At 55.1% G+C, this 25,799-nt stretch carries 22 protein-coding genes; 7 read left to right on the top strand and 15 right to left on the bottom strand.

Going from position 1 to position 25,799, the window contains the following annotated elements:
* Window positions 1-148: 148 nt before the first annotated feature.
* A complete protein-coding gene (gene tesB, locus WFK59_RS00835) occupies window positions 149-1,012 on the top strand; it encodes an acyl-CoA thioesterase II (protein ID WP_233985103.1) in 864 nt (287 codons plus the stop codon).
* Between the two features lie 47 nt (window positions 1,013-1,059).
* On the opposite strand, the gene amtB is transcribed toward tesB, so the two are convergent.
* The 5 genes from amtB to WFK59_RS00810 all read right to left on the bottom strand — a co-directional run bounded on the left by amtB (window position 1,060) and on the right by WFK59_RS00810 (window position 6,999).
* The gene (gene amtB, locus WFK59_RS00830; protein ID WP_069727946.1) at window positions 1,060-2,346 is read right to left on the bottom strand and encodes an ammonium transporter AmtB; all 1,287 of its coding nucleotides are present in this window, start codon (window positions 2,344-2,346) and stop codon (window positions 1,060-1,062) included.
* 33 nt (window positions 2,347-2,379) lie between these two features.
* Window positions 2,380-2,718 carry a P-II family nitrogen regulator gene (gene glnK / locus WFK59_RS00825; protein ID WP_003850469.1) on the bottom strand — a complete coding sequence of 113 codons (339 nt, stop codon included), beginning with the start codon at window positions 2,716-2,718 and terminating at the stop codon, window positions 2,380-2,382.
* A gap of 257 nt (window positions 2,719-2,975) precedes the next feature.
* A complete protein-coding gene (locus tag WFK59_RS00820; RefSeq protein ID WP_233985104.1) occupies window positions 2,976-4,751 on the bottom strand; it encodes a SmdB family multidrug efflux ABC transporter permease/ATP-binding protein in 1,776 nt (591 codons plus the stop codon).
* Window positions 4,744-6,513, bottom strand: coding sequence for a SmdA family multidrug ABC transporter permease/ATP-binding protein (locus tag WFK59_RS00815; protein ID WP_233985105.1), 1,770 nt, complete (start codon window positions 6,511-6,513; stop codon window positions 4,744-4,746). Before WFK59_RS00815 ends, WFK59_RS00820 begins: the two co-directional genes overlap by 8 nt.
* Before the next feature lie 24 nt (window positions 6,514-6,537).
* On the bottom strand, window positions 6,538-6,999 hold the full coding sequence (locus WFK59_RS00810) for an Lrp/AsnC family transcriptional regulator (protein ID WP_233985106.1): 462 nt from the start codon (window positions 6,997-6,999) through the stop codon (window positions 6,538-6,540).
* A 116-nt stretch (window positions 7,000-7,115) separates the two neighbouring features.
* On the opposite strand from WFK59_RS00810, the gene WFK59_RS00805 reads away from it, so the two are divergent.
* On the top strand, window positions 7,116-8,150 hold the full coding sequence (locus tag WFK59_RS00805) for a PLP-dependent cysteine synthase family protein (protein WP_233985107.1): 1,035 nt from the start codon (window positions 7,116-7,118) through the stop codon (window positions 8,148-8,150).
* 34 nt (window positions 8,151-8,184) lie between these two features.
* Here WFK59_RS00805 and cof read toward each other — a convergent pair whose 3' ends face one another.
* Window positions 8,185-9,006, bottom strand: coding sequence for an HMP-PP phosphatase (gene cof / locus WFK59_RS00800; RefSeq protein ID WP_233985108.1), 822 nt, complete (start codon window positions 9,004-9,006; stop codon window positions 8,185-8,187).
* A 93-nt stretch (window positions 9,007-9,099) separates the two neighbouring features.
* Here cof and WFK59_RS00795 point away from each other — a divergent pair, with 93 nt between their 5' ends.
* Window positions 9,100-10,818 carry an SgrR family transcriptional regulator gene (locus WFK59_RS00795; RefSeq protein ID WP_336754803.1) on the top strand — a complete coding sequence of 573 codons (1,719 nt, stop codon included), beginning with the start codon at window positions 9,100-9,102 and terminating at the stop codon, window positions 10,816-10,818.
* A gap of 41 nt (window positions 10,819-10,859) precedes the next feature.
* Window positions 10,860-11,555, top strand: a complete 696-nt coding sequence (queC, locus tag WFK59_RS00790; protein ID WP_233985109.1) for a 7-cyano-7-deazaguanine synthase QueC — start codon at window positions 10,860-10,862, stop codon at window positions 11,553-11,555.
* A 44-nt stretch (window positions 11,556-11,599) separates the two neighbouring features.
* On the opposite strand, the gene WFK59_RS00785 is transcribed toward queC, so the two are convergent.
* The 9 genes from WFK59_RS00785 to bolA form a co-directional block, all read right to left on the bottom strand.
* Window positions 11,600-12,001 (bottom strand): acyl-CoA thioesterase, encoded by a 402-nt coding sequence (locus WFK59_RS00785; RefSeq protein WP_233985110.1) that lies wholly within the window; start codon window positions 11,999-12,001, stop codon window positions 11,600-11,602.
* Window positions 12,002-12,101: 100 nt separating this feature from the next.
* Window positions 12,102-12,455, bottom strand: coding sequence for a helix-hairpin-helix domain-containing protein (locus tag WFK59_RS00780; RefSeq protein ID WP_233985111.1), 354 nt, complete (start codon window positions 12,453-12,455; stop codon window positions 12,102-12,104).
* Between the two features lie 139 nt (window positions 12,456-12,594).
* Window positions 12,595-14,463 carry a peptidylprolyl isomerase gene (gene ppiD, locus WFK59_RS00775; protein WP_336754801.1) on the bottom strand — a complete coding sequence of 623 codons (1,869 nt, stop codon included), beginning with the start codon at window positions 14,461-14,463 and terminating at the stop codon, window positions 12,595-12,597.
* Between the two features lie 247 nt (window positions 14,464-14,710).
* Complete coding sequence (gene hupB / locus WFK59_RS00770) at window positions 14,711-14,983, bottom strand: nucleoid-associated protein HU-beta (protein WP_014606441.1); 273 nt, start codon at window positions 14,981-14,983, stop codon at window positions 14,711-14,713.
* 215 nt (window positions 14,984-15,198) lie between these two features.
* Window positions 15,199-17,553 carry an endopeptidase La gene (gene lon / locus WFK59_RS00765; RefSeq protein ID WP_094120192.1) on the bottom strand — a complete coding sequence of 785 codons (2,355 nt, stop codon included), beginning with the start codon at window positions 17,551-17,553 and terminating at the stop codon, window positions 15,199-15,201.
* 186 nt (window positions 17,554-17,739) lie between these two features.
* Window positions 17,740-19,011 (bottom strand): ATP-dependent protease ATP-binding subunit ClpX, encoded by a 1,272-nt coding sequence (gene clpX, locus WFK59_RS00760; protein WP_233985113.1) that lies wholly within the window; start codon window positions 19,009-19,011, stop codon window positions 17,740-17,742.
* A 133-nt stretch (window positions 19,012-19,144) separates the two neighbouring features.
* Window positions 19,145-19,768: an ATP-dependent Clp endopeptidase proteolytic subunit ClpP gene (gene clpP / locus WFK59_RS00755; protein ID WP_094120191.1), complete on the bottom strand. Its 624-nt coding sequence runs from the start codon at window positions 19,766-19,768 to the stop codon at window positions 19,145-19,147.
* Between the two features lie 334 nt (window positions 19,769-20,102).
* Complete coding sequence (tig, locus tag WFK59_RS00750) at window positions 20,103-21,407, bottom strand: trigger factor (protein ID WP_336754799.1); 1,305 nt, start codon at window positions 21,405-21,407, stop codon at window positions 20,103-20,105.
* 293 nt (window positions 21,408-21,700) lie between these two features.
* Window positions 21,701-22,015 (bottom strand): transcriptional regulator BolA, encoded by a 315-nt coding sequence (bolA, locus tag WFK59_RS00745; RefSeq protein WP_094120189.1) that lies wholly within the window; start codon window positions 22,013-22,015, stop codon window positions 21,701-21,703.
* A 286-nt stretch (window positions 22,016-22,301) separates the two neighbouring features.
* Here bolA and WFK59_RS00740 point away from each other — a divergent pair, with 286 nt between their 5' ends.
* The 3 genes from WFK59_RS00740 (at window position 22,302) to cyoA (ending at window position 25,797) form a co-directional block, all read left to right on the top strand.
* Window positions 22,302-22,880 carry a lipoprotein gene (locus WFK59_RS00740; RefSeq protein ID WP_233985115.1) on the top strand — a complete coding sequence of 193 codons (579 nt, stop codon included), beginning with the start codon at window positions 22,302-22,304 and terminating at the stop codon, window positions 22,878-22,880.
* 57 nt (window positions 22,881-22,937) lie between these two features.
* Window positions 22,938-24,428: a muropeptide MFS transporter AmpG gene (gene ampG / locus WFK59_RS00735; protein ID WP_336754798.1), complete on the top strand. Its 1,491-nt coding sequence runs from the start codon at window positions 22,938-22,940 to the stop codon at window positions 24,426-24,428.
* A 442-nt stretch (window positions 24,429-24,870) separates the two neighbouring features.
* Window positions 24,871-25,797 carry a cytochrome o ubiquinol oxidase subunit II gene (gene cyoA / locus WFK59_RS00730; RefSeq protein ID WP_233985117.1) on the top strand — a complete coding sequence of 309 codons (927 nt, stop codon included), beginning with the start codon at window positions 24,871-24,873 and terminating at the stop codon, window positions 25,795-25,797.
* The last annotated feature ends 2 nt before the right edge of the window (window positions 25,798-25,799 follow it).

The raw sequence follows: 25,799 nt of genomic DNA, 5'->3' as shown, positions 1-25,799 counted from the left end.
TCCTGCGTACAGCGCTTCACTCGCCGTATGTGCTTAATTCTGGCACAAAATCGGGAGTTTGCCTGGCGACGGCAAAGAGGAAAGTCTGATTGACGTGAACTGGTCGGATCTTTCACACTGAGCGGGTCACTATATTGAGGAATGCGCCATGAGCCAGGCACTGCAAAATCTGCTGAATTTATTAAATCTGGAAAAGCTGGAAGAGGGTTTGTATCGCGGTCAGAGTGAAGATCTGGGGCTGCGTCAGGTGTTTGGCGGTCAGGTAGTCGGACAGGCGCTGTATGCAGCCAAGCAGACGGTCGCGGAAGATCGCATCATCCACTCCTTTCACAGCTACTTCCTGCGGCCCGGCGATAGCCAGAAAGCGATTATTTATGATGTTGAAACCCTGCGTGACGGCAAAAGCTTCAGCGCCCGGCGCGTTAGTGCGATACAGAATGGCCAGCCGATTTTTTATATGACCGCCTCATTCCAGGCACCGGAAAGCGGTTTTGAACATCAGAATGCGATGCCCGAGGTGGCCGGTCCTGAGAATCTGCTCTCCGAGCAGGTGATGGCGCAGAAAATGGCGCATATGCTGCCGGAAAAACTGCGAGAGAAATTTATCGCCGAACGGCCACTGGAGATTCGCCCGGTGCAGTTGCACAATCCGCTCAAGGGCCACGTTGATAAACCTGAACGTCAGGTCTGGATCCGTGCCAACGGCGTGTTACCGGACGATCTGCGTATCCATCAATATCTGCTGGGCTATGCCTCTGACCTCAATTTTCTGCCGGTCGCGCTGCAGCCGCACGGCAAGGGCTTTCTGGAAGCCGATATGCAGGTGGCGACCATCGATCACTCGATGTGGTTTCACCGTCCGTTCGACTTCAGCGAATGGCTGCTCTATAGCGTAGTCAGCACCTCGGCCTCGGGGGCGCGCGGTTTTGTGCGAGGCGAGTTTTATAATCAGCAAGGCGTGCTGGTAGCCTCGACGGTGCAGGAAGGGGTGATGCGCCAGCGCAGCGAATAAAAAAAGGGGCGATTGCTCGCCCCTGATTGGCTATTTAATAGTGAAGGTTACTGGTTATAGGCATTTTCGCCGTGGCTGTTGACGTCCAGACCTTCACGCTCATGCTCTTCCGGCACGCGCAGTCCCACAATCATATCCGCCAGCTTGAAGCCAATGAAGGCGACGACGCCAGACCAGACGATGGTCAGGCCGACGCTGAACAGCTGCACCCATACCTGATGGCCCATGGTCACGCCTTCTGCATAGCCGACACCGCCCAGCGAAGAAGAAGCAAAGACGCCAGTCAGGATACAACCCACGATGCCGCAGACGCCATGCACGCCAAACACATCGCAAGGATCGTCGACCCGCAGCCATTTTTTCAGGGTGGTGACGCCCCACAGACCGGCCAGTCCACCGACCAGGCCAATGATTAACGCCCCGCCGACACCCACGTAACCACAGGCTGGGGTGATGGCGACCAGGCCCGCGATGAAGCCGGAACAGGCACCCAGCAGTGAAGGTTTACCGCGTACGGCCCACTCACCAAAGGTCCATGACAGTACCGCGCCCGCCGTGGCGACCACGGTGTTCAGGAAGGCCAGTGCTGCAATTTCGTTAGCCGCCGAGGCAGAACCGGCGTTAAAACCAAACCAGCCGACATAGAGGATGGCCGTACCGGTGAAGACCATTGGCAGGTTATGCGGTTTAAACGCTTCTTTGCCGAAGCCAGCACGTTTACCCACCAGGTAAGCGCCGACCAGTCCCGCCACGGCGGCATTGATATGCACCACGGTACCGCCAGCAAAGTCCAGCGCGCCATCCTGCGCCAGGAAGCCGCCCGCCCACACCATGTGTGCGATAGGCAGGTAGGCCAGGGTCAGCCAGACGCCGACAAAAATCAGCACCGCAGAGAAACGGATACGTTCAGCGATAGCACCGACAATCAGGCCGACGGTAATACAGGCAAATGATGCCTGGAAGGCAACGTGGATATACTGGTAGAAGCTTCCCATCACCGCGGTCAGCTGAATATTTTTCAGCATCGCCCAGCCAAAGCCACCAAAGAAGGCGTTACCTTCGCTGAAGGCCAGTGAATAGCCATAAACCATCCATAATACGCACACCAGCGAGAAGGTCACCGCCACCTGAGTCAGCATCGACAGGACGTTCTTGCCGCGAATCAAACCGCCGTAAAACAGCGCAATCCCTGGAATCGACATAAACAGCACCAGCGCGGTGCAAATCATCATAAATGCGTTATCAGCCTTGTCCGCAACGGCAGGTGCAGCCATCGCGAGCGATGGTAACAGTGCCAGGCTGGTGAGGCCCAACTTAGCGAAAACTTTATTCATTTTTATCCATCCCATCACAGTACTGAGTCTTAATTACAGAGCGGCTTCGTCGGTCTCGCCGGTACGAATACGGATGACGCGCTGCAGTTCAGCCACGAAAATTTTACCGTCGCCAATTTTGCCGGTGTAAGCCGCTTTACTGATGACATCCACCACTTCGTCTAACTGGTCGTCGGCAATCGCGATATCGATTTTGACCTTAGGCAGGAAGTTCACGCTGTACTCTGCGCCACGGTAAAGCTCCGCATGGCCTTTCTGGCGACCAAATCCTTTTACTTCGGAGACGGTCAGCCCCTGAATGCCGATAGAGGATAAGGCTTCACGCACATCCTCCAGCTTGAATGGCTTAATTACGACGGTAACCAGCTTCATTGGATCCCCTCCAGCGATTAAATGAGTGAGTCTCACAGACACGCAGAGAGTTAAGCAAAGCCTGTGCCACAAATAAAAAAACAGCGGAATCAATCTCTGAGGCGAGACGGGGCAAGGCGTGTTTTAGCCGGGATCGGTGAGGAGAGGAAGGAATAGCCGCGCGTCAGCACAGCCAATGCACTCCTTTGGTGCGCCAGGCGTCAAAGGAGTGCATTTAACCAGATTATTCTGATAAAACCGCGCAAAAAAGGTGCAACTTACGCTTCAGTTGTTAAGGGGATGCCCGTCGCCAGATCATCGCCTACCTGCTGCAATTGGTACATCTGCCAGTAACGCCCCTGCAGCGCCAGTAATTGCGCGTGATTACCCTGTTCGACCACCCGTCCACGATGCAGCACCAGAATGTTATCGGCTTCGGTAATGGTTGAAAGCCGGTGCGCAATCACCACCAGCGTGCTGTGCTGGCGCAGAGTTCGCAGCGTCTGCTGAATCGCCTGCTCGGTACCCGAGTCGATATTGGCGGTCGCTTCATCAAGGATCATCACCTGCGGCAGGTCGACCAGCACCCGCGCCAGCGCCAGCAACTGCTTCTGCCCGACCGACAGATTATTGCCCTGCTCACCCAGCCGGGTATGGATGCCGTCAGGCAATGCGCGCGCCAGAGGAGCCAGCTGTACCTGCTCCAGTACCGTCCAGACCACCTCTTCGCTGATATCACGGCCGAGCCGGACGTTGGCCAGCAACGTATCCGCCAGCACCACCGGGTCCTGCTGAACCATCGCGATACCCCGCCGCAGCACCGCATGACTGAGTTCACCAATCGGACGGTCATCAATGCGAATCTCGCCGCGGGTAATCGGGTAGTAGCCCATCAGCAGGTTCGCCAGCGTGCTTTTGCCGCTGCCGGTATGTCCGACCAACGCCACAAAGCTGCGTGACGGCACCTCAAGATTGATATCGCTGAGCACGTCACGATCTTCACGGTAGGCAAAACTCAGATTCTTCAGAGTCAGACGACCTGACGCCAGCGGCTGAGAATCGGGTCCATAGTGCTGCTGCGCTGCATCCATCAGTTCGAAGATACGCTCACCGGAGACCACCGCCTGCTGCAGCATCGACTGCTGCGTGGTGAGCTCAATCAGAGGCTCATTCAGCCGGCCCAGATAGGTAATAAAGGCGTACAGCACCCCGACTTCAAACACGCCAGGAACGGAGAAACTGAACAGCATCAGCAATCCGCACAGCACCATCGCCGAAAACAGGCTTAACAGCGGGCGCAGCAGAAAACCATCCAGCCGCAGCGTTTCCATCCGCGCCAGATAGTGAGAACGACTCGCCTCCCCCATCCGCTCGCCAAAGCGCGCCTGCTGACGAAACTGCTGGATGACGCTCATGCCGCTGATCACTTCGTTAAAGCCATTATTGATGTCAGCCAGATAGCTGCGGACCCGACGGGCAATCGGCGTGCTGTAACGCTGATATATCAGCATGACCACCAGCACCAGCGGAAAGATCATCATCGCCACCAGCGCCATGCGCCAGTCAAGGCTGAACATCGCCACCATCATGGCACCCACCAGCGCCGCGCTGCGCAGTACCGTCGCCACCACCGTGACATAGAGATCGCGGATCACCTCGGTGTCATTGGTCACGCGTGAAATAATCTGTCCGACCGGCTGGGTATCAAAGGCGCTGAGCGGCTGACACAGCGCAGCATTCATCACGTCGCAGCGCAACTGCTGCACCACGCCGATGGCGGCGCGATTAAACAGCAGTGCCTGCCAGTAATGCAGCGCTGCTGCCAGCAGTTGCAGCAGGATAAAGCTTACCGTCAGCCCGGCGACCAGCCCCCAGGGCATCTGATGTTTCGCCACCAGATTGTCGATAAAGTAGCTGACCAGCACCGGTCCGGTCACCTCGGCAGCGGCGGCAATCCATAACATCCCCACCGCCAGCGACAGGGATTTCCGCCACGGCTTGCCGTAACTGAGTAAACGTTTCAGGGTCGGCCACAAGCGTGCAGACTTAGCCATGCGGCACTCCTTTCTCATTCTCATCGTCATCCAGCGCGGCTTCCAGCTGCTGATAACGGTACATGTCGCGATACCAGCCGGGACGATCTGCCAGCGCATCATGATCGCCACGCTGGGCGATAGTGCCGTGCTGGAGCACCAGAATTTCACTGGCTTCCGTCAGCGCCGATAAGCGGTGCGCACTGATGATCAACGTCCGGCCCCGTCCCCACTGACGCAGGTTATGCAGAATTTCATGCTCGGTACGGCCATCCACCGCCGACAGCGCATCATCCAGCACCAGGATCTCGGCGTTCAGCAGCAGCGCGCGCGCTATAGAAATGCGCTGCTTCTGCCCGCCCGACAGCATGACGCCACGTTCCCCGACTTCGGTTTCATAGCCCTGCGGCAGCCGCAGAATATCGTCGTGGACGCAGGCCAGCGTGGCAGCCTGCTCAATCTCCTGCTGAGTTGCGCCCGGTTTCCCCAGCGCGATGTTGCTGGCGACGCTGTCGGAAAAGAGAAACGGCGTCTGACTCACCACCGCCAGCCGGCTGCGCCAGCTATCCAGCCGCAACTGCGGCAGCGGAATCTGGTGATAGCGGATATCGCCCTGCTGAATGTCAAAATGGCGCTGGATCAGGCTGAGCAGCGTGCTCTTGCCGCTGCCGGTCGGGCCGCACAGCCCCAGCATCTCGCCGGGCTTCAGTTCAAAGCTGACATTACTCAGCACCGGCTCGGCACTGGCCGGATAGTGAAACGCCCGGATCGCCACCTGAAGGGGACCGGCTTCCGGCGGCAGGATTTTATCCCCATCTTCCACTGCCGGTGCTTCCGCCAGCAGCGCGCGGATGCGGCTCCAGGCGGCGCTGCCGCGCTCGACGATGTTGAACATCCACGCCAGCGCCAGCATCGGCCAGATCATCAAACCGAGGTACATCACAAAACTGGTAAGCTGACCCAGCGTCATCTGATCGTGCCAGACCATCCAGCTACCACCGCCGATCGCCAGCAGATTTGAGAAGCCGATGGCGATATAGATGGTGGGATCGAAACGGGCATCGACCCGCGCCACCCGCAGGTTTTTTTCGCCGGTATCGCGGGCGATCTCAGAGAACTGCTGCGACTGATGCTGTTCCAGACCAAAGGATTTGATCATCCGAATACTGGTCAGGCTCTCCTGTGTCTGGTCGTTGAGGCTGGAAAACGCGGCCTGCGCCACCTTAAAGCGGTGATGCAACTGATTGCCGTAGCGATGAATCACGATCGCCATGATCGGCATCGGCACCAGCGAAAGCAGCGTCAGCTGCCAGCTGATCTGGGTGCTCATCACCAGCAGCACGACGCAGCCCATCACCAGCGAATCGACCAGCGTCAGTACCCCTTCCCCGGCGGCAAACACCACCCGATCAACATCATTGGTGGCACGCGCAATCAGGTCGCCGGTACGGTGGCGCAGATAGAAGGCCGGTTGCTGGCGGCTGAGCTGGCGATAGAAATCTTCGCGCAGCTCAACCGCCAGCTGGTAAGAGGCACCAAACAGCAGCACGCGCCAGACGTAGCGCAGCAGATACACCACCACCGCGGTCGCCAGCATCACGCCGATCCACAGCATGATTTGACGCAGGCTCATGCTGTTTTGCGTCACGCCATCCACAATGACCCCGACCACATGCGGCGGCAGGAGTTGCAGAATGGCAATAATGATCAGTAAGGTGACCGCGCCCAGATAGCGCCGCCACTCACGCAGAAAATACCAACTTAGTTGACTGAATAATCGCACAACGCTGTTCTCAATCTCATGCCTTTATGAGGCGACGGGTAAAGCCGTGGTGTATTTAATCTCTTCCATGGCAAAGCTGGAGGTCACATCAATCAGGCCAGGGACGCCATTGACTAACCGCTTGTAAAAAGCATCATAACTTTTCATATCAGAGACCTGAATACGCAGCAGATAGTCATACTCACCGGCCATCCGGTAAAAGGCCATCACTTCCGGCATGCTGTTGACCACCGAGACAAACGCCTGATACCAGTCGCTGCTGTGCTGCTGGGTTTTCACAAACATAAACGCCGTCAGTGACAATCCGATTTTTTCACCATCCAGTAACGCCACCCGCGCGCGAATAATGCCATCATCTTCGAGCTTTTTCAGGCGCTTCCAACAGGGTGTGGTGGTGAGGTTGACCGCCTCGGCTAAAGCCTGCAGCGACAGGGTGCAATCGTGCTGCAGTAACGCCAGCAGTTTCAGGTCAGTTTTATCTAACATTCGCCACTCCGAGAGAATGATTTTCTCCATTAGCGCTATTTTAGCGTCAATATTGCAATCTCTTTTTCCTGCCCGTGCCTTAAAATAGCCGCAACTCTCACTGCCGGACGCTCAGAATGCACACCTGCTGGATTCGCCACGCTATCAACGAAATTAACGCCGATTTTCAACGATCGGCTGAGACCCATTTGATCCGTTTCGATCTGGCGGACTTTCCCGGCATCTGGTTTTACCTGAAAGATGAGAGTACCCATCCGAGTGGCAGCCTCAAGCACCGGCTGGCGCGCTCACTGTTTCTGTATGGCCTGGCGAATGGCTGGATTAAACAGGATACGCCAATAATTGAAGCCTCGTCAGGCAGCACTGCGGTTTCTGAGGCGTACTTCGCACGGCTGCTGGGCCTGCCGTTTATCGCGGTGATGCCCGCCAGCACGGCGAAACGTAAAATTGAGCAGATCACCTTTTATGGTGGGCAGTGCCATTTCGTTGAAGATCCCTGCCAGCTCTACGTGGAGTCGGAACGGCTGGCGCGCGAGCTGAACGGCCACTTTATGGATCAGTTTACCTATGCTGAGCGGGCAACCGACTGGCGCGGTAATAACAACATTGCCGAAAGCATTTTTCGCCAGATGCAGCACGAGCCTTACCCCGTTCCGCATACGCTGATCATGAGCGCCGGCACCGGCGGCACCTCCGCCACGCTGGGACGTTATATTCGCTATCAGGGCTTCGCTACCCAACTGCTGGTGGTCGATCCGCAGCACTCGGTGTTTTTTGATTACTGGCATCAGCGCGATGCCAGCCTGACCAGCACGCGTGGCAGCCTGATTGAAGGCATTGGTCGTCCACGGGTAGAACCTTCATTTATGCCAGACGTGATTGATGAAATGATGAAAGTGCCCGATGGGGCGACGCTGGCCGCCATGCTGAAACTGGAAAAGATTCTGGGACGTAAACCCGGTGCCTCTACCGGCACCAACTTCTGGGGCATGATGCAGGTCGCGAAACGCTTACGGGCCGCCAATCAGCAAGGCGCACTGGTGACGCTGCTGTGTGACAGCGGCGAGCGCTATCCGGATAGCTATTACCAGCCGGAATGGGTGGCGAAGCACATTGGCGATATCACGCCGTGGCAGCGCGAGCTGGAATAAAAAACCGGACATCCTGTCCGGTACACGGCAATCCTCAGCATTCGGGGGAATACGCGAGGCAGGGTGTGGCCAGCCAGTGATTTAAATAGTGAGACACCGCCTGTGTCTCGCAATGCCCCAATACCGGTAAATGCGGTAACGCCGCCTTTAACTGCGCCATCGCATTTCCCATGATGAAACCGTGGCCCGCCTGTGCCAGCATCTCCCGATCGTTCATCGCATCGCCGAACGCCATGCACTCCGCCAGCGTCAGTGAAAGATGATCGCATAACCGCGCCAGTGCGCTGCCTTTGTTGCAGTTTTTGGGCAACACCTCCAGGCAATCCAGCGCAGAGAAGCAGATATTGGCCTGCTCGCCCAGCGCGGCATCCAGCTGGGTTTTCAGCTGGCAGAGCGACGAGTGATGATCAACAAAACAGATTTTGGTGACCTGATGAGCCGGCATTGTTTTCAGATCACGCAGCTGATAGTGGAATCCGCTCATCTGATGGGCAGCCAGCAGCGCTGGCTGCGGACGATCGGTGAACCAGCCGCTATCGTTAAAGACATGCAGGCTGGCGTGGGTTTCCCAGTGGCTGTGGATCACCTCTTCCGCCACCTGAGGCGGCAGATCGTGCGCATACAGCAGGTTACCCTGTTGATCGTGTATCCGGGTGCCATTACCGGTGATTAGCCAGGCTGGCAGGGTCATCTTTTGCCGCAGGATCTGCATCTCCAGCAGATGACGGCCGGTAGCCAGCGTCAGATGGATATCGCGCTGATGCAGCGCGTGCAGGCTCGCCAGCGTTTGCTGGCCCAACTGATGGTCAGGCAGTAATAACGTGCCATCCATATCAAAGGCGGCTAAGCGCACCATAATCATTCCTCTGCTGTCACAATGAGCACTACTATTGCCTGTTAATTACGGAACTAATAGTGAATACTTTGAAAAAACTGTTCCGGGTTTATGATGCGCCAGCTCAACCGTCTTAATCAGTTTCAGCGCCTGTGGCAGCAAAGCCAGGGCGCGGCTCAGCAAACCTGCGTCGCCGACATGGCGCGGCACTGCATCTGTAGTGAACGTCATCTGCGTACTCTGCTTTCTCAGTGGCAACATGCGGGCTGGTTGCAGTGGCACGGTGAGCCGGGGCGTGGCAAACAGGGCCAGCTCCGGTTTCTGCGCTCGCCTGAAGAGCTGCGTCAGCAGTTACTGCAACGCCAGCTCGATGCCGGAGATACCGCCGATGCGTTGCAGTTGCTGGATGTGCCGCCGGAACGGCTGATTAACATGCTGCGGCCACTGATGGGCGGACAGTGGCAGAACGATTCACCGGTGCTGCGCATTCCCTACTATCGTCCGCTGGAGAGTACCGAGCCGCGGCAGATCACGGGCCGCGCCGAGCAGCATCTGGTGCGGCAGCTCTATTCGGGGCTGACCCGCTTTGAACAGGATGAGCCGGTCGGGGATCTGGCCCATCACTGGCAACAGGATGCGTCAGCCTGTAGCTGGTTATTCTGGTTACGACCGCAGCTGGTGTGGCATAACGAGGAGCCGATACGGGCCGCTCAGCTGGTCGCGCAGTTCCGACAGCTGTTGCAGGAGCCGCGCGTCAGCACGCTGCTGGCTGATGTGGTCAGCGTTGATGCGCCTCATCCGCTGGCCGTGCGGTTTACCCTGAGACGCAGCGACTTCTGGCTGCCCCATCGACTCGCTCATCTGCTGTGCCTGCTACCGCATCCCGACGATAACCGCATCGGCAGCGGTCCGTGGAAGCTCATGCACTTCACCCCTGAACTGGTGAGAATCGAAAGCCATGCCCGCTGGCATCTGCGTCTGCCGTTGCTGCAGGCGGTGGAGTACTGGATCACCCCACAGCTGTTTGATCCGATGCTGGGCAGTAGCTGTCGTCATCCGGTACAGATTGCGATAGGCGATGCCGGTGATCTGAAATCCCTGCAACCGGTGAGCAGCAGTATCAGCCTGGGTTTTTGCTATCTGGCCTGTCGGCCCCGCGCGGGCTTCTCCCCGGATCAGGCGCGACGGCTGTTTCAGCTGATCCAGCAAAGCGGCATTATTGGTCGCTTACCGCTTGATGAGGGATTGATTACCCCCAGCCAGGAGTTGCTGCCAGGCTGGCCGGTGCCAGCTATTGATGCCGATCCGCTGCCGCTGCCCGCCAGCCTGACGCTGCATTATCAGCTGCCGGTGGAACTGCACCAGACGGCAGAGGCGCTGCGCCAGCTGTTGCAACAGCACGGTTGCCGGCTCAGCGTGGTGTTTCATCCGGTAAAGAGCTGGCACGGTATCCGGCAGCTGGATGAGGCCGATATTGTCATGGGTGACCGACTGATTGGCGATGCCCCGGTTTTCACCCTGGCGAACTGGTTACAGATCGATCGGCTGTGGCATCCCTTCTGGCCGACGCCGCAGGGCATCGCAGTTCAAACCCGTCTGCTGGCGATTCAGCAGGTTGCAGAGAGTGAGGCCCGCCGCCAGGCGCTGCACCAGCTCTATCAACAGCTGATGGCAACGGGCATCCTGCTGCCGCTGTTTAACTATCGCTATCAGATTTACGCCCCGCCCGGCGTTGAAGGAATCGAACTGAACACCCTGGGCTGGTTCGATTTTAGTCGCGCCTGGATCCCGCCACCGATTGAGCCGCCAAGCAGCTGTTCAGCGGCGGAATGAGGCATTACCATAAGCAGATAATTAACGATCAGGAAAAAAGCATGAAACGCGCCGTTGTAGTTTTTAGTGGTGGACAAGATTCCACTACCTGCCTTATTCAGGCTTTGCAGCAATATGATGAAGTTCATTGTGTCACTTTCGATTACGGTCAGCGCCATCGCGAAGAGATCGATGTCGCACGCGATCTGGCCATCCGGTTAGGCGCTCGCGCCCATAAAGTGCTGGATGTCACGATGCTGAACGATCTCGCCGTCAGCAGCCTGACGCGGGATAATATTCCGGTGCCGACCTGGGACCCCAACGCCAGCGGTTTGCCGAGCACCTTCGTGCCGGGCCGCAATATCCTGTTTCTGACGCTGGCATCGGTTTATGCTTATCAGGTCGAAGCGGAAGCGGTGATCACCGGCGTGTGCGAAACGGATTTTTCCGGCTATCCCGACTGCCGCGACGAGTTTGTTAAAGCGCTGAATCATGCGGTCAGCCTGGGCATGGCGCGCGAAGTCCGTTTTGAAACACCGCTGATGTGGCTGAACAAAGCGGAAACCTGGGCGCTGGCTGATTACTGGCAGCAGTTGCCGCTGGTACGCGAGCAGACCCTGACCTGCTATAACGGCATCAAGGGAGACGGCTGCGGTGAGTGTGCCGCCTGCCACTTACGCGCCAACGGTCTGCAGGGCTACCTTAACGATCGTAGCGGCGTGATGGCGGCGCTCAAGGCCAAAAGCGGCCTGAAATAACCGGCTTCGGGCGGCAATCAATCCCGGTTGCCGCTTCTGCTCTGTCAGGATGCAATCAGGCGTGTCAGCCGCTCACGTAACTCGCCCTCCAGCGGCACCGCTTTCTGACTGCGCAGATCGATGCAGACAAAGGTCAGCGCGGCATCGGCGACAACCGTTTCTCCTCCCGCCAGCAACACCCGCTGCGCAATAATGCCGCTTTTACCGTTCAGTTGAGTTATCTCGCTGTCGATAGCCAGCACGTCGCCCAGCACTGCCGGGCGACGATAGTTGATGTTGATGTTTACCACCACAAACGCCAGTTTTTGCTCAAGCAACCAGTGAAACGCCTCAACCTCTTCCAGCCATTGCCAGCGCGCCTCCTCAAGAAATTCCAGATAGCGCGCGTTGTTAACGTGCTGATAGACATCGAGATGGTAGCCGCGCACTTTAATTGTGGTCTGCATGTTTATGCTCTCCTGCTGCTGCGAGTTAACTGGTTGGACCTGTTCACTTTAGCAGAGTGGTTTCCCTACAGCAGAGAAAGCATCAGAGATGCGCGGCGCTTCACAATTTCAGTCGGGCCGCATTTCGCTCCACCAGGGCGTTACCGATACCCGGCACCTCATTTAATTGCTGAATCGCGCTGAACGGACCGTACTGTTCGCGATAGCTGACAATCGCCTGCGCTTTCTTCAGCCCGACCCCGTTCATCGCCGCCGAGAGCTGTTCTGCGGTCGCCTCATTGATGCTGACCTGCTCCTGCTGCGGTACGGCTGCAGATGGCGTTGAGGACAGGTCAGTTTTCGCGGCTGCGCGGCTGTCCGAAGCGGGCGCGGGTGCGGCAGAAAGTGAGGTCTGATAAAGCGCGCCGCCCAGCGCAAGTGAAAGGTAAAGGGCGAATAAAGTAGATTTAGCCATGCTGTATTTCTCCTTGTGGTTAACAGCCATCACAGAGTGTCACCAAAGAAGAGAGGCTTCAAAACAGCGATCTCAGATATGGAAAAGGCCGCGAATGCGGCCTTTGATTATTTCAGTTGTTACGCAGTTTTTGCGAGGCTTACTGCATTTGTGCGGCAGCGCCGTACTTAATTTTGGCCTCTTTGCGCAGATTCTGCAGCAGCGCTTCGAAGGTCAGCTGGGCATTATTCTGCGTCACGCCTTTGACCATTTCATCAATCTGCGCCTGCGGCATGCTGCCGGTCGTCACTTTATCTACCGCCACCAGTACCACATTGCCCTGCATATCTTCGCTCACGCCCCAGGATGGCTTATTCTCTGCCGGCTGTGGCAGATTAAAGGCCGCCTGTGCTACCGGGTCCTGCGCGTTGCGATCAACCGTTTTGCTGGCGCTCAGAGTCAGGCCCGCAGCGGTTAACGCATCCTGTTTACCGGCTTTCAGGTCGGCCAGCAGCTTGTCCGCCTGCGATTTTGCCTGCTGTGTGGCTTTATCGTGTTTCAGGGTGTCCGCAATCTGGGTTTTAACCTGATCCAGCGGCTTGACCGCTTCCGGCTTGTGCTCGCTGATGCGCAGTACAAAGGCCCGGTCGCCGTCAACGCTGATGATGTCAGAGTTATTGCCAGGCGCACCGTTCTGACCAACCAGACCTCCGTTAAAGATCGCCTGTTTCACCGCGTCGAAGTCGAGCTCTTTCGGCAGCGCATCCTGACTGAACCAGCCGGTTTCTTTGGCTTTCAGACCGGAAGCCTGCTCGGCACCCGCCAGCGATTCATTATCGTTGCTGGCCGCTTCGCTGACTTTCTGCTGCAGTTTATAGAAGGCATCCACGCCCTTCTCCTGCTTCACTTTCGCGGCGATGGCATCACGCACTTCATTCAGCGGCTTAACCTGCTCTGGCTGAATATCGTCGAGGCGCACAATCAGGAAACCTACAGAGGATTTAATCACCCCGGACATCTGGCCTTTTTCAGTCAGACCCGCATTTTTCAGCTCATCTGGCGTGGTCGCAGGTTCCAGCCAGCCCATATCACCGCCTTTACGCGCGGAAATCGGGTCGATGGATTTGGTTTTTGCCAGATCAGCAAAGCTGGCACCGTCTTTCAGCTGGGCCAGCAACGCCGTGGCATCCGCTTCGGTTTTGGTCTGAATCACGCTGTAGCGATTACGCTGCGGCTGGGTATAGTCTGCTTTATGCTGGTCGTACCAGGCCTGAATATCGGCCTCGCTGGCAGCCTGCTGCATGCTGGCCGCATCCATCAGAATGTAGCTGACACGGAACTGTTCCGGCGCCATGAAATTCGCTTTATGCTGCTGATAATACTGATTGATTTCATCATCAGTCACGGTCTGCTTTGCCGCCAGCGCGTTAACATCCAGCGTCGCCTGACGAATAGCGCGCTGCTGTGAAACCAGCTCCACCAGTTTGCTGGTTTCGCCCTTGAGCATAAAGTCTGTGTTCGCGACCGCGTTAATCAGCTGCTGATTAGAAAGTTGCTTACGCAGCGCTTCAGCATACTGGTCAGCACTGAAGCCCATGCTGCCGATCATGCCCAGATACTTAGCGTTATCAAATTTGCCGTTGGTCTGGAAAGCCTGCTGATTAAAAATCGCCTGCTTGACCTGATCGTCACTGATGCTGAGATGCAGATCTTTGATATAGCTGGCGAGCAGGGCCTGATCGACTAACTGCGACAGCGCCTGCTGGCGGATCTGCTGCATGTAACCGTCATTACTGGCCAGCTGAGAGAACTGATCGCCCAGCATCTGCTGCTGACGGCTGCGCTCACTGTTGAACGCCTGCTCCAGCTGCGCCCGGCTGATTTCCTGACCGTTAACTTTGGCTGCATAGTCATTGTTGCCGCCAATCAGATAGTTGCCAACGCCCGTCAGCACAAAGGAGAGGATAATCAACCCCAAAATAATCTTGAGCACGACATGGTTCGACGCCGCGCGTAAATTGTCCATCATGGTATGACAACACTCCGCTGTAGTGTGAATGTAAAGCTCGGGCGCAATACGCCGTTTCCTGACGCATTACGCAGCTGCAGACTTCGCTGTCAGCCTCAGTCCGGCTCAGGTCCCTGTTACGGCCTGATTATCGCCGGTTAAAACAAAAAAGGCACATCTGATTGATGTGCCCGTATGTTACATGAGAACGCGTTAACCGTCCTCTGATCCACTGAAGAAAATACGTCAATGAACGTTTTCGTTGTTATTAATTGACTGCGTCTTTCAATGCCTTACCAGCACGAAAACCCGGTACTTTACCGGCCGGAATAGTGATCTCTTTACCGGTTTGTGGGTTACGACCAGTACGTGCAGCACGCTCGCGCACGGAGAAAGTACCGAAACCAACCAGCGCCACTTCATCGCCGCCTTTCAGCGCGTCAGAAACAGAACCCATAAATGCATCTAAAACACGTCCCGCTGCTGCTTTAGAAATATCAGCATCCGCAGCAATTTTGTCGATCAACTGTGACTTATTCACTCTATTCATCCCCTCTTTTATTATTTCACATCGTCCCCGCGCTTCCCGCCGGATCCGAACGCGCAGCAAGTTATATCAAGCCTGTGGAGCCGAAACAACGTAATTTCTCCGAGAACACCGCTTCGGCAGCCACCTAAATTAGCGGCACAAAAAAAAGCTGGCAAGCACCATTTGCCCTGCCAGCTTCGCTTTTTAACGGTTTATGCCGTTAATCACTATTTTGCTGTCGCAACCTGCATACCGTAAGGCGCATTTTCCAGTGCCAGATTCAGCACTTCTTCAATGCGTTTCACCGGATGGATGTCGAGATCGGCAATCACGTTCTGTGGAATTTCTTCCAGATCGCGTTTGTTGTCATCCGGGATCAGGACCGTTTTAATCCCACCACGGTGGGCTGCCAGCAGCTTCTCTTTCAATCCGCCAATCGGCAGTACCTGACCACGCAGGGTGATTTCACCGGTCATCGCCACGTCGGCGCGAACCGGATTCCCGGTCAGACAGGACACCAGTGCGGTACACATGGCAATACCGGCACTTGGACCATCTTTTGGCGTCGCGCCTTCCGGAACGTGAACGTGGATATCACGTTTTTCGTAGAAGTCGCCATTGATGCCCAGTTTCTCTGCGCGGGCGCGGACCACGGTTAAGGCGGCCTGAATTGACTCCTGCATCACCTCACCCAGGGAACCGGTATAGGTCAGCTTGCCTTTACCCGGCACGCAGGCGGTTTCGATGGTCAGCAGATCGCCGCCCACTTCAGTCCACGCCAGACCGGTAACCTGACCCACGCGGTTTTCACTGTCAGCACGACCGTAGTCAAAGCGCTGCACCCCAAGGAAATCCTTCAGGTTTTCACCGTTGATGGTGATGTGCTTTTGCGTTTTGTCCATCAGCAGCGACTTCACGGCTTTACGGCACAGTTTCGACAGCTCACGCTCAAGACTACGCACACCGGCTTCACGGGTGTAGTAGCGGATGATGCCGACGATTGCACTGTCTTCAACCGTGATCTCATGGGCTTTCAGCGCGTTACGCTCAATCTGCTTCGGCAGCAGATGCTGTTTGGCGATGTTGAGTTTTTCATCTTCGGTGTAACCCGACAGACGAATCACTTCCATACGGTCAAGCAGCGGTGCCGGAATGTTCATTGAGTTCGAGGTCGCCACGAACATCACATCCGACAGGTCATAATCAACTTCCAGATAGTGGTCGTTGAACGCAATGTTCTGTTCAGGATCAAGCACTTCCAGCAGGGCCGAAGCCGGATCGCCACGCATATCAGACGACATCTTGTCGATCTCATCCAGCAGGAACAGCGGGTTTTTGACCCCAACTTTCGCCATTTTCTGGATCAGTTTGCCCGGCATCGAACCGATATAGGTGCGGCGGTGACCGCGGATTTCAGCTTCGTCACGCACGCCGCCCAGCGCCATACGCACATACTTACGTCCGGTCGCTTTAGCGATTGACTGACCCAGCGAGGTTTTACCTACCCCTGGCGGTCCGACCAGGCAGAGGATCGGGCCTTTGATTTTGCTGACGCGACTCTGGACCGCAAGATACTCAAGGATACGATCCTTCACGCGCTCAAGGCCGTAATGATCGGTATCCAGCGTCTCCTGGGCTTTACGCAGGTCTTTTTTGACTTTACTGCGCGCATTCCACGGAACCTGCACCATCCAGTCAATGTAGCCGCGTACCACTGTCGCTTCAGCCGACATCGGTGACATCATTTTCAGCTTCTGCAATTCAGCTTCCGCTTTTTCACGCGCCTCTTCCGGCATTTTTGCCGCGTCGATTTTGCGTTTTAACGCTTCGTACTCGTCAGGCGCATCGTCCATCTCGCCCAGCTCTTTCTGAATCGCCTTCATCTGCTCATTCAGATAGTACTCACGCTGGCTCTTTTCCATCTGCTTTTTAACGCGGTTGCGAATACGCTTCTCAACCTGCAGCAGATCGATTTCCGATTCCATCATCGCCATCAGATATTCCAGACGTTCGTTAACGTCGGACATCTCCAGCACAGACTGTTTATCAGCCAGTTTCAGCGGCATATGGGCAGCGACGGTGTCGGCAAGGCGCGCCGCATCGTCAATGTTGTTCAGCGAGGTTAATACCTCAGGCGGGATCTTTTTATTGAGTTTGATGTAGCCTTCAAACTGATTGATTGCGGTGCGCACCAGCACTTCCTGCTCGCGCTCTTCAATCTCTGGTGAAACCAGATATTCAGCTTGTGCCACAAAATGATCGCCGTTATCGGCCAGCGTCGTAATGTGGGCGCGCTGCAAACCTTCGACCAGCACTTTAACCGTGCCATCCGGCAGTTTCAGCATTTGCAATACAGACGCAACGGTCCCTACTGAGAAGAGATCGTTAATGCCAGGTTCATCCGTTGAAGCCTCTTTCTGTGCGACCAGCATGATCTTCTTATCATGATCCATTGCGGCTTCGAGGCACCGAATTGATTTTTCCCGGCCAACAAACAACGGAATTACCATGTGCGGATAAACCACCACGTCGCGCAGCGGCAACACGGGGATTTCAATGCGTTCAGAACGCTCAGGATTCATAGAGCTCTCTCTTAGTTTAATGTCCGCCAGGTGATGGGAACCGCATCAGGCAGGTATGCAGTTAAACCCACAGGTATCTGAGTATATGGGGATGATCGTCCGACATTCAACGTCACAGAGGTGAGAAAAGCAAAAGGGGAAACATTTTCCCCTTTTTTAAGATGACAACCTGGATGATCTGTTTATTTATTCGCCAGAAGCCTGCGCTTCGTGCTTACCGTAAATCAGCATCGGCTCAGACTGACCATCAATAACTGATTCATCAATCACCACTTTTTCGACATCTTCCATCGACGGCAGGTCGTACATGGTTTCCAGCAACGCCCCTTCGACGATTGAACGCAAACCACGCGCACCGGTTTTACGTGACATCGCTTTTTTCGCGATAGCGGTTAACGCCTCGTCACGGAACTCCAGCTCAACGCCTTCCAGGTTAAACAGCGCCTGGTACTGTTTTGTCAGGGCGTTTTTCGGTTCACGCAGAATCTGAATCAGCGCTTCTTCACTCAGTTCGCTGAGGGTGGCAACCACCGGCAGACGACCAATAAATTCCGGGATCAGACCAAACTTGATCAAATCTTCCGGTTCGCACTGTGAAAGCAGTTCGCCTTCGCTGGCTTTCTGCGATTTGCCTTTTACGGTGGCACCAAAACCGATACCCGATCCGGTTTCCACACGCTGGGCAATCACTTTATCCAGTCCGGCAAAGGCGCCGCCGCAGATAAACAGAATTTTCGAGGTATCAACCTGCAAAAATTCCTGCTGCGGATGCTTACGTCCACCCTGCGGCGGAACGGCAGCCACGGTGCCTTCAATCAGTTTCAGCAACGCCTGCTGCACGCCTTCGCCCGACACGTCACGGGTGATGGACGGGTTGTCAGACTTACGTGAAATCTTGTCGATCTCATCGATGTAGACGATGCCGCGCTGTGCTTTCTGAACGTCGTAATCACACTTCTGCAGCAGCTTCTGAATGATGTTCTCGACATCTTCACCCACGTAACCCGCTTCGGTCAGCGTGGTGGCGTCCGCCATGGTGAACGGGACGTCCAGCAGGCGAGCCAGGGTTTCTGCCAGCAGCGTTTTACCGCTACCGGTTGGGCCAATCAGCAGAATGTTACTTTTGCCCAGTTCGATGCCATTGCTGGTATCACCATTGCGCAGGCGTTTGTAGTGGTTATACACCGCTACAGCCAGCACTTTCTTCGCCTTTTCCTGGCCGATTACATAATCATCGAGGTGATGGCGAATTTCATGCGGTGTAGGCAGCGCGCTACGTTCGCGATGCGGGGCAACTTCTTTAATCTCTTCGCGAATGATGTCGTTACACAGATCAACACACTCATCGCAGATATACACTGACGGCCCGGCAATCAGCTTTCGCACTTCATGCTGGCTTTTGCCGCAAAAAGAGCAGTACAGCAACTTTCCTGAACCGTCTTTGCGCTTATCTGTCATCAGTTAACCTCTTCTTGTTCTCAGGCCATACCGGCGTACGGCGCTGGCCGTGCGGAGACGGCCGAAATTCATTCAACCCAAACTATACCCTTATCCCGTTAACTATAGCGTAAGGACAAGGGTAAAGCGGGTCTTATTCTCGATGCGTCAGAATTGAATCGACTAATCCATACTCTACCGCTTCATTCGCCGAGAGGAAACGGTCACGCTCGGTATCACGCTCAATTTCTTCCAGCGTTTTACCGGTATGTTCAGCCATCAGCTCATTCATACGCTGCTTAACTTTCAGGATTTCACGCGCATGGATTTCAATATCTGATGCCTGACCCTGATAGCCGCCCAGCGGCTGGTGGATCATCACGCGTGAGTTTGGCAGGCAGAAACGCTTGCCTTTAGTGCCCGCCGTCAGCAGGAAGGCGCCCATTGAGCAGGCCTGTCCCATACAGATGGTGCTGACATCCGGTTTGATAAATTTCATGGTGTCGTAGATCGACATCCCGGCGGTAATCACCCCGCCTGGTGAGTTGATGTAGAGATAGATATCTTTTTCCGGGTTCTCTGCTTCCAGAAACAGCATCTGCGCCACGATCAGATTCGCCATGTGATCTTCAACCTGGCCGGTCAGAAAGATGACGCGCTCTTTGAGCAGACGGGAGTAGATGTCGTAAGAACGCTCACCGCGCGAAGTTTGTTCGACCACCATTGGCACCAGCGCATTGTGCGGTGCTGTATATTCACGATCGCCACTGTATGACATTACCGTCTCCTGGATAAATTTCATTGGCAACATTCTGTACCGATTCTACGTAAGACGAGCGGGAAAAACCACGCTGCGCCTCTTTCCGACACCTCAGGACGGTTAATCAGTCAGCATAACTGTTTTCTTGCATACTCCCTGTATCTGGGGATGCTGCCCAGTTGTTTCAAGCATAACAACCTTTTCCTCAATCGCTAACCCGGAAAAAGCGATGCGTGAAGAATTTGCCGATTAATTAGGCAAATAGCGGTCAGGAGTGTGCGCTCAAACGCGAAACACAAAAAAGCCCGCGACTTTTCAGTCACGGGCTTAGCACAGACGGTTAACTGCGTGATCAGGCCTGAGCGGTCTGATTCATCAGATCCTGGAAGTTGGTCTCTTTGTCGGTCACTTTAGCTTTCGCCAGTACCGCTTCAACCGCTTGCTCTTCCAGCGCGACGTTGCGCATGTTGTTCATCAGCTCGTTATTCTTGCTGTAGAACTCGATGACTTCCTGCGGATCTTCATATGCAGACGCCATCTCTTCGATCAGCGCCTTAACGCGATCTTCATCAGCTTTCAGCTCGTGAGTACGAATCACTTCGCCCAGCAGCAGGCCCACGACTACACGGCGTTTCGCCTGCTCTTCAAACAGTTCGCGTGGCAGTTCCAGCGCTTGCTGCTCGTTGCCACCGAAACGCTGTGCAGCCTGGCGACGCAGAACGTCGATTTCGCTGTCGATCAGGGCAGCTGGCACGTCGATTTCGTTAGCGGCAACCAGGCCATCAATCGCCTGAGTTTTCACGCGGTTACGGATTGCGCCTTTCAGCTCACGATCCATGTTCTTACGCACTTCTGCACGCAGACCGGCAACTGAACCATCTTCAACGCCGAAACGTTTGATGAACTCTTCAGTCAGTTCTGGCAGTTCGCGCGTCTCAACTTTCTTCAGCACGATCTCGAACTTCGCATCTTTCCCTTTCAGGTTTTCTGCGTGGTAGTCGTCCGGGAATTTCACGTCGATAGTGAAAGTCTCGCCCGCTTTGTGGCCCACAACGCCTTCTTCGAAGCCTGGGATCATGCGGCCCTGGCCCATCGCCAGGACGAAATCAGAGGCTTTGCCGCCTTCGAATTCTTCACCGTCTACTGAACCGTTGAAATCGATAGTGGCACGATCTTCCGGACCCGCTGCTGCATCGCTTTCGATCCAGTTAGCCTGCTGCTTGCGCAGAGTGTCCAGCATGGTGTCCACATCAGCATCGGTCACTTCAACCAGTGGTTTTTCAACTTCGATGTTTTCCAGGCCTTTCAGCTCAACTTCCGGATAGACTTCGAACTCAACCGCGTAGGTGAAATCCTGACCTTCTTTGTATTCGCCCGGCACATAGTTTGGTGCGCCAGCCGGATTGATCTTCTCTTTGATGATGGCGTCAACGAAGTTACGCGTCATCAGATCGCCCAGCACGTCCTGACGGACAGAAGCGCCGTAACGCTGCGCCACGATGTTCATCGGCACTTTGCCTTTACGGAAACCATCGATGCGGACTTTCCTGGCAACGTCAACCAGTTCTTTTTTTACTGCGCTTTCGATGCTGTCAGCAGCGACAGTAATCGTAATGCGACGGCCCAGGCCCTGAGTGGTCTCTACAGAAACTTGCATCTTGTTACCTCAAAAAATCACGTGCTCGGTCAACTTCAGACACCACACATAGTGAAATGCGCCGTATCCAACAACCGGGACGGCTTCCGTGAAGAGAACCTGATCCCTGTTACCAGAAGCGTCCCGAAGACATTCCGGAAAAATAGACGCAGCATTATAGCGGCATCGCTGGAATGAGTCGAGGATGCTAACTCACCACTTTTCAGCAGCTTTGCTGCTTTTTTGAGCCGGAGATCGCGTTTCTGGCGAAATAACAGAAAAAAACGGCCCGCAGGCCGTTTCAGAGGAGAGCGTCAGGCGAGCGTTCCGGCACCGCGACAGTTTGGCGAAGCCAGCACTGTATCCTGCAGTCCTTCCCACTCTTTCAGGGTATAGGTATGAAGGGCTAAAGCATGCACGCTGCCGGCTAATTCGGCCGCGAGTTCACCGTAGATGGCACGATGTCGCGCCAGGAAACGTTGACCAGCAAAGCAATCACTGACAATAACCACTTTGAAATGGCTCTCAGACCCGGCAGGAACGTTGTGGCGATAACTTTCGTCATGCACTTCCAGATGAGCCGGCTCAAAAGCCAGGCGCAGCTTTTCTTCTATTTGTTCGCGAATCATGGGTATTACTCCTCAATGGCGAGCGCTGTGCCCCATCTCTTTCAATCTTAGTCGCTTTTCCCGCGCTTTCCCGCAGCCCGACGGTAAAGATTACATTTGCGGGCCGGGCCACAACGGCGCGCATGATAACGCAGAGGAAAGCGGCAGCAAACCCTGACCTGAACGATCCGGTTTAAAATCTGCCTGAGAAGTATTTTCCCCTTTAACGGGGCTTTTTTCACTGCCGGGCAATGCTATGATGGCGGCAGTTTTTGCAAACCAACCCCCGACACCCACGAGAAAAAGTATGTTGAAAAAACTGTTATTCCCGCTGCTGGCTGCCTTCATTTTGGCCGGCTGTGCAACCAGCAATAATACCCTTACTATTCAGCCCAAAATTCAGCTGCCTCAGCAGGACCCTGGCCTGATGGGCGTAACTGTCAGCATCAACGGCGCCGATCAACGCAGCGATCAGGCGCTGGCAAAAGTGAACCGTGATGGTCAGCTAGTGACGCTGACGCCTTCGCGCGATCTGCGTTTCCTGCTGCAGGAAGTGCTGGAGAAGCAGATGACCGCACGCGGTTATATGGTGGGCCCGAATGGCGCGGTCGATCTGCAGATTGTGGTGAACAACCTCTATGCCGACGTGACCCAGGGCAATGTGCGCTACAGCATTACCACCAAAGCGGATATCTCCATCATCGCTACCGCGAAAAATGGCAACAAGCAGGTTAAAAACTACCGCCAGACCTACAGCGTAGAAGGTGCGTTCAGCGCCAGTAACCAGAAGATCACCGACGCCGTCAACTCCACCATGAGCGATGTCATCGCTGATATGGCGCAGGACACCAGCGTCAACGACTTCATCAAGCAAAACGCCCGTTAATTCCGCTTCACGCCTGCCCGGCGCTGCGCCGGGCACATCGTTACCATCAGGGTCAGCATGAACCACTATCTTCGCCTCTTCAGTCAGAAAAACGCCGCCGTCTTATTGCTGCTTGGCTTTGCTTCCGGGCTACCGCTGGCCCTGACCGCCGGTACGTTGCAGGCGTGGATGACGGTGGAAAATGTTGACCTGAAAACCATCGGCTTCTTTTCGCTGGTGGGACAGGCGTACGTGTTTAAGTTTCTCTGGTCGCCGATGATGGACCGCTACACGCCGCCGTTTCTTGGGCGACGTCGCGGCTGGTTACTGCTGAGTCAGCTGGCGCTGGTCGGCGGCATTGTGGCGATGGGTTTTCTGCAACCCAGCCGGGATCTGACTCTGATGGCCGCGCTGGCCGTGCTGATCGCTTTCTGTTCTGCGTCGCAGGACATCGTATTCGACGCCTGGAAAACGGACATCCTGCCGCCTGAAGAACGCGGCAGCGGCGCGGCAATTACCGTACTGGGCTACCGGCTGGCGATGCTGATTTCGGGTGGACTGGCGCTGTGGCTGGCTGACCGCTATCTGGGCTGGCAGGCGACCTACTGGCTGATGGCGCTGATGATGGTGCCGGGCATCATTGCCACGCTGATGGCCAGTGAGCCGGATACACGCATCTCCACGCCGCATTCACTGCGGCAGGCGGTGGTCGACCCGCTTAAAGACTTTTTCCAGCGCAACAACGCCTGGCTGCTGATCACGCTGATCATCCTTTATAAGCTGGGCGATGCCTTTGCCGCCTCGCTGACGACCACCTTCCTGATCCGGGGTGTGGGCTTCAACGCCGGGGATGTCGGGCTGGTGAATAAAACGCTGGGGCTGCTGGCCACCATTATCGGCGCGCTGTATGGCGGCGTGCTGATGCAGCGTCTGAGCCTGTTCCGGGCACTGATGATTTTTGGCGTACTGCAGGCGGTGTCGAATTTTGGCTACTGGCTGCTGGCGGTGACCGACAAGCATCTGTGGAGCATGGCGAGCGCAGTCTTTGTTGAAAACCTGTGCGGCGGTATGGGAACTGCCGCGTTTGTGGCGCTGTTAATGACGCTGTGCAACAAGTCCTTTTCCGCGACGCAGTTTGCTCTGCTGTCGGCGCTCTCCGCCGTTGGCCGGGTTTATGTCGGTCCGGCTGCCGGCTGGCTGGTGGAACTCTGGGGCTGGCCGACGTTTTATGCCTTTACCGTGGTCGCTGGCTTACCGGGATTAGTGCTGCTGGCATTCTGCCGCCAGACGCTGGATCAGGTACAGCAAAGCGGCACCTTCCTGGTGCGCTGCTGCTACCCGCAAGGCTATCGCTGGACCAACCGTTTGTTCGCCACAGGGTGCGGCGTACTGGCGCTGTGGTTGCTGACGCTGGCGTTTAACGCGCTCGGCGTAACAGCCCTGGCACCGTGGCTTTCAACACTGTTTGAAATCGGAATGGCGCTGACCTTGCTGGCGGTGCTGGCGGGCGTGCTGCTCGACTATCGGGCGCTGAAAAACACGCCATCCTCTGCCGCCACCAGTCATTAGCGGAATCAATGTTTCATCGGTGACCGCTTATTGTTTGCCTTCAGCCAGAGGTCGCTGAGTTTTATCATCGCGTGTTATTTTTAAAAAAAACATTCTTGCTAAAATAGGAACCTCTGAAATACTAAAAACCGGTGAGCAATTAGTTTGGTTAAATTTCATCGATCAAATGATGCGAATTTGTTAAATAATCTGGAGATAAAAGTAAGGGTTATTCCTTTCCCTGATTTTTTAGCGGTTACTTCCATTGGTTTTTGTTATATTGGCCCCAACTGCTTGTCTGCGTTAATAATTTGTCACCTGAAGCAACATCTGTGACACCCTTAGCAAAAGGTGTCAACACGCCTCTGACACATCCTTAAGCTGGTTTACACTGCATAAACCTTCCCGTAAAATGCGCGCACACTTAAACGACAATAGAGCCCTTTGTCATTGAGGTCGTTAAATGAGACTCAGTAAATACAATAAAAGTTTGGGGATTTTGTCATTAATTGCAGGCACTTTATTAATGAGTGGCTGCGATAGTGCATTGTTAAATCCCAAAGGACAGATTGCACTGGAGCAACGTTCGCTGATACTGACTGCCTTTGGCCTGATGTTGATCGTCGTCATCCCCGCAGTCTTGATGGCCGTGGTGTTTGCCTGGAAATATCGGGCGTCCAACACGAATGCGAAGTACAGCCCGAACTGGTCACACTCTAACAAAGTGGAAGCCGTGGTCTGGACCATTCCGATCCTGATCATTCTCTTCCTCAGCGTGCTGACCTGGAAATCAACCCACGCACTGGAGCCCAGCAAACCGCTGCAATCTGATGTGAAACCGGTTGAGATCGATGTGGTTGCGCTGGACTGGAAATGGTTGTTCATTTACCCGGAACAGGGTATTGCGACCGTGAACCAGATTGCCTTCCCGGCAAATACGCCCGTGAACTTCAAAATCACGTCCAACTCCGTCATGAACTCTTTCTTCATCCCGACGCTCGGCAGCCAGATTTATGCGATGGCTGGTATGCAGACCAAGCTGCATCTGATTGCGAATGAGCCAGGGATTTTCGACGGTATCTCTGCGAACTTCAGTGGTCGCGGTTTCTCTGGCATGAAGTTTAAAGCCATTGCAACCAAAGACGATGCGGAATTCCAGCAGTGGGTGGCTAAAGTTAAAGCAGCCCCTAACACGCTGAACACTATGGAAGATTTCGAGAAAGTGGCTGTGCCAAGCGAAAATCATCCGGTGGAATATTTCTCTTCAGCTGATCCGAAACTGTTCTTGCAAGTCATTAACAAGTTCAAGATGAGCCACGGGAAAATGGACATGCCAGAGCACGAAGGTATGGACATGAGTCACGCCGCTTCCGCGGGAGCCGAGGAATAATA

The sequence above is a fragment of the Pantoea sp. USHLN298 genome (assembly GCF_037149395.1).
GTDB lineage: Bacteria > Pseudomonadota > Gammaproteobacteria > Enterobacterales > Enterobacteriaceae > Pantoea > Pantoea astica.
The sequence above is the reverse complement of the archived record's forward strand: the minus strand, read 5'-3'. Positions and strand labels throughout refer to the sequence as shown.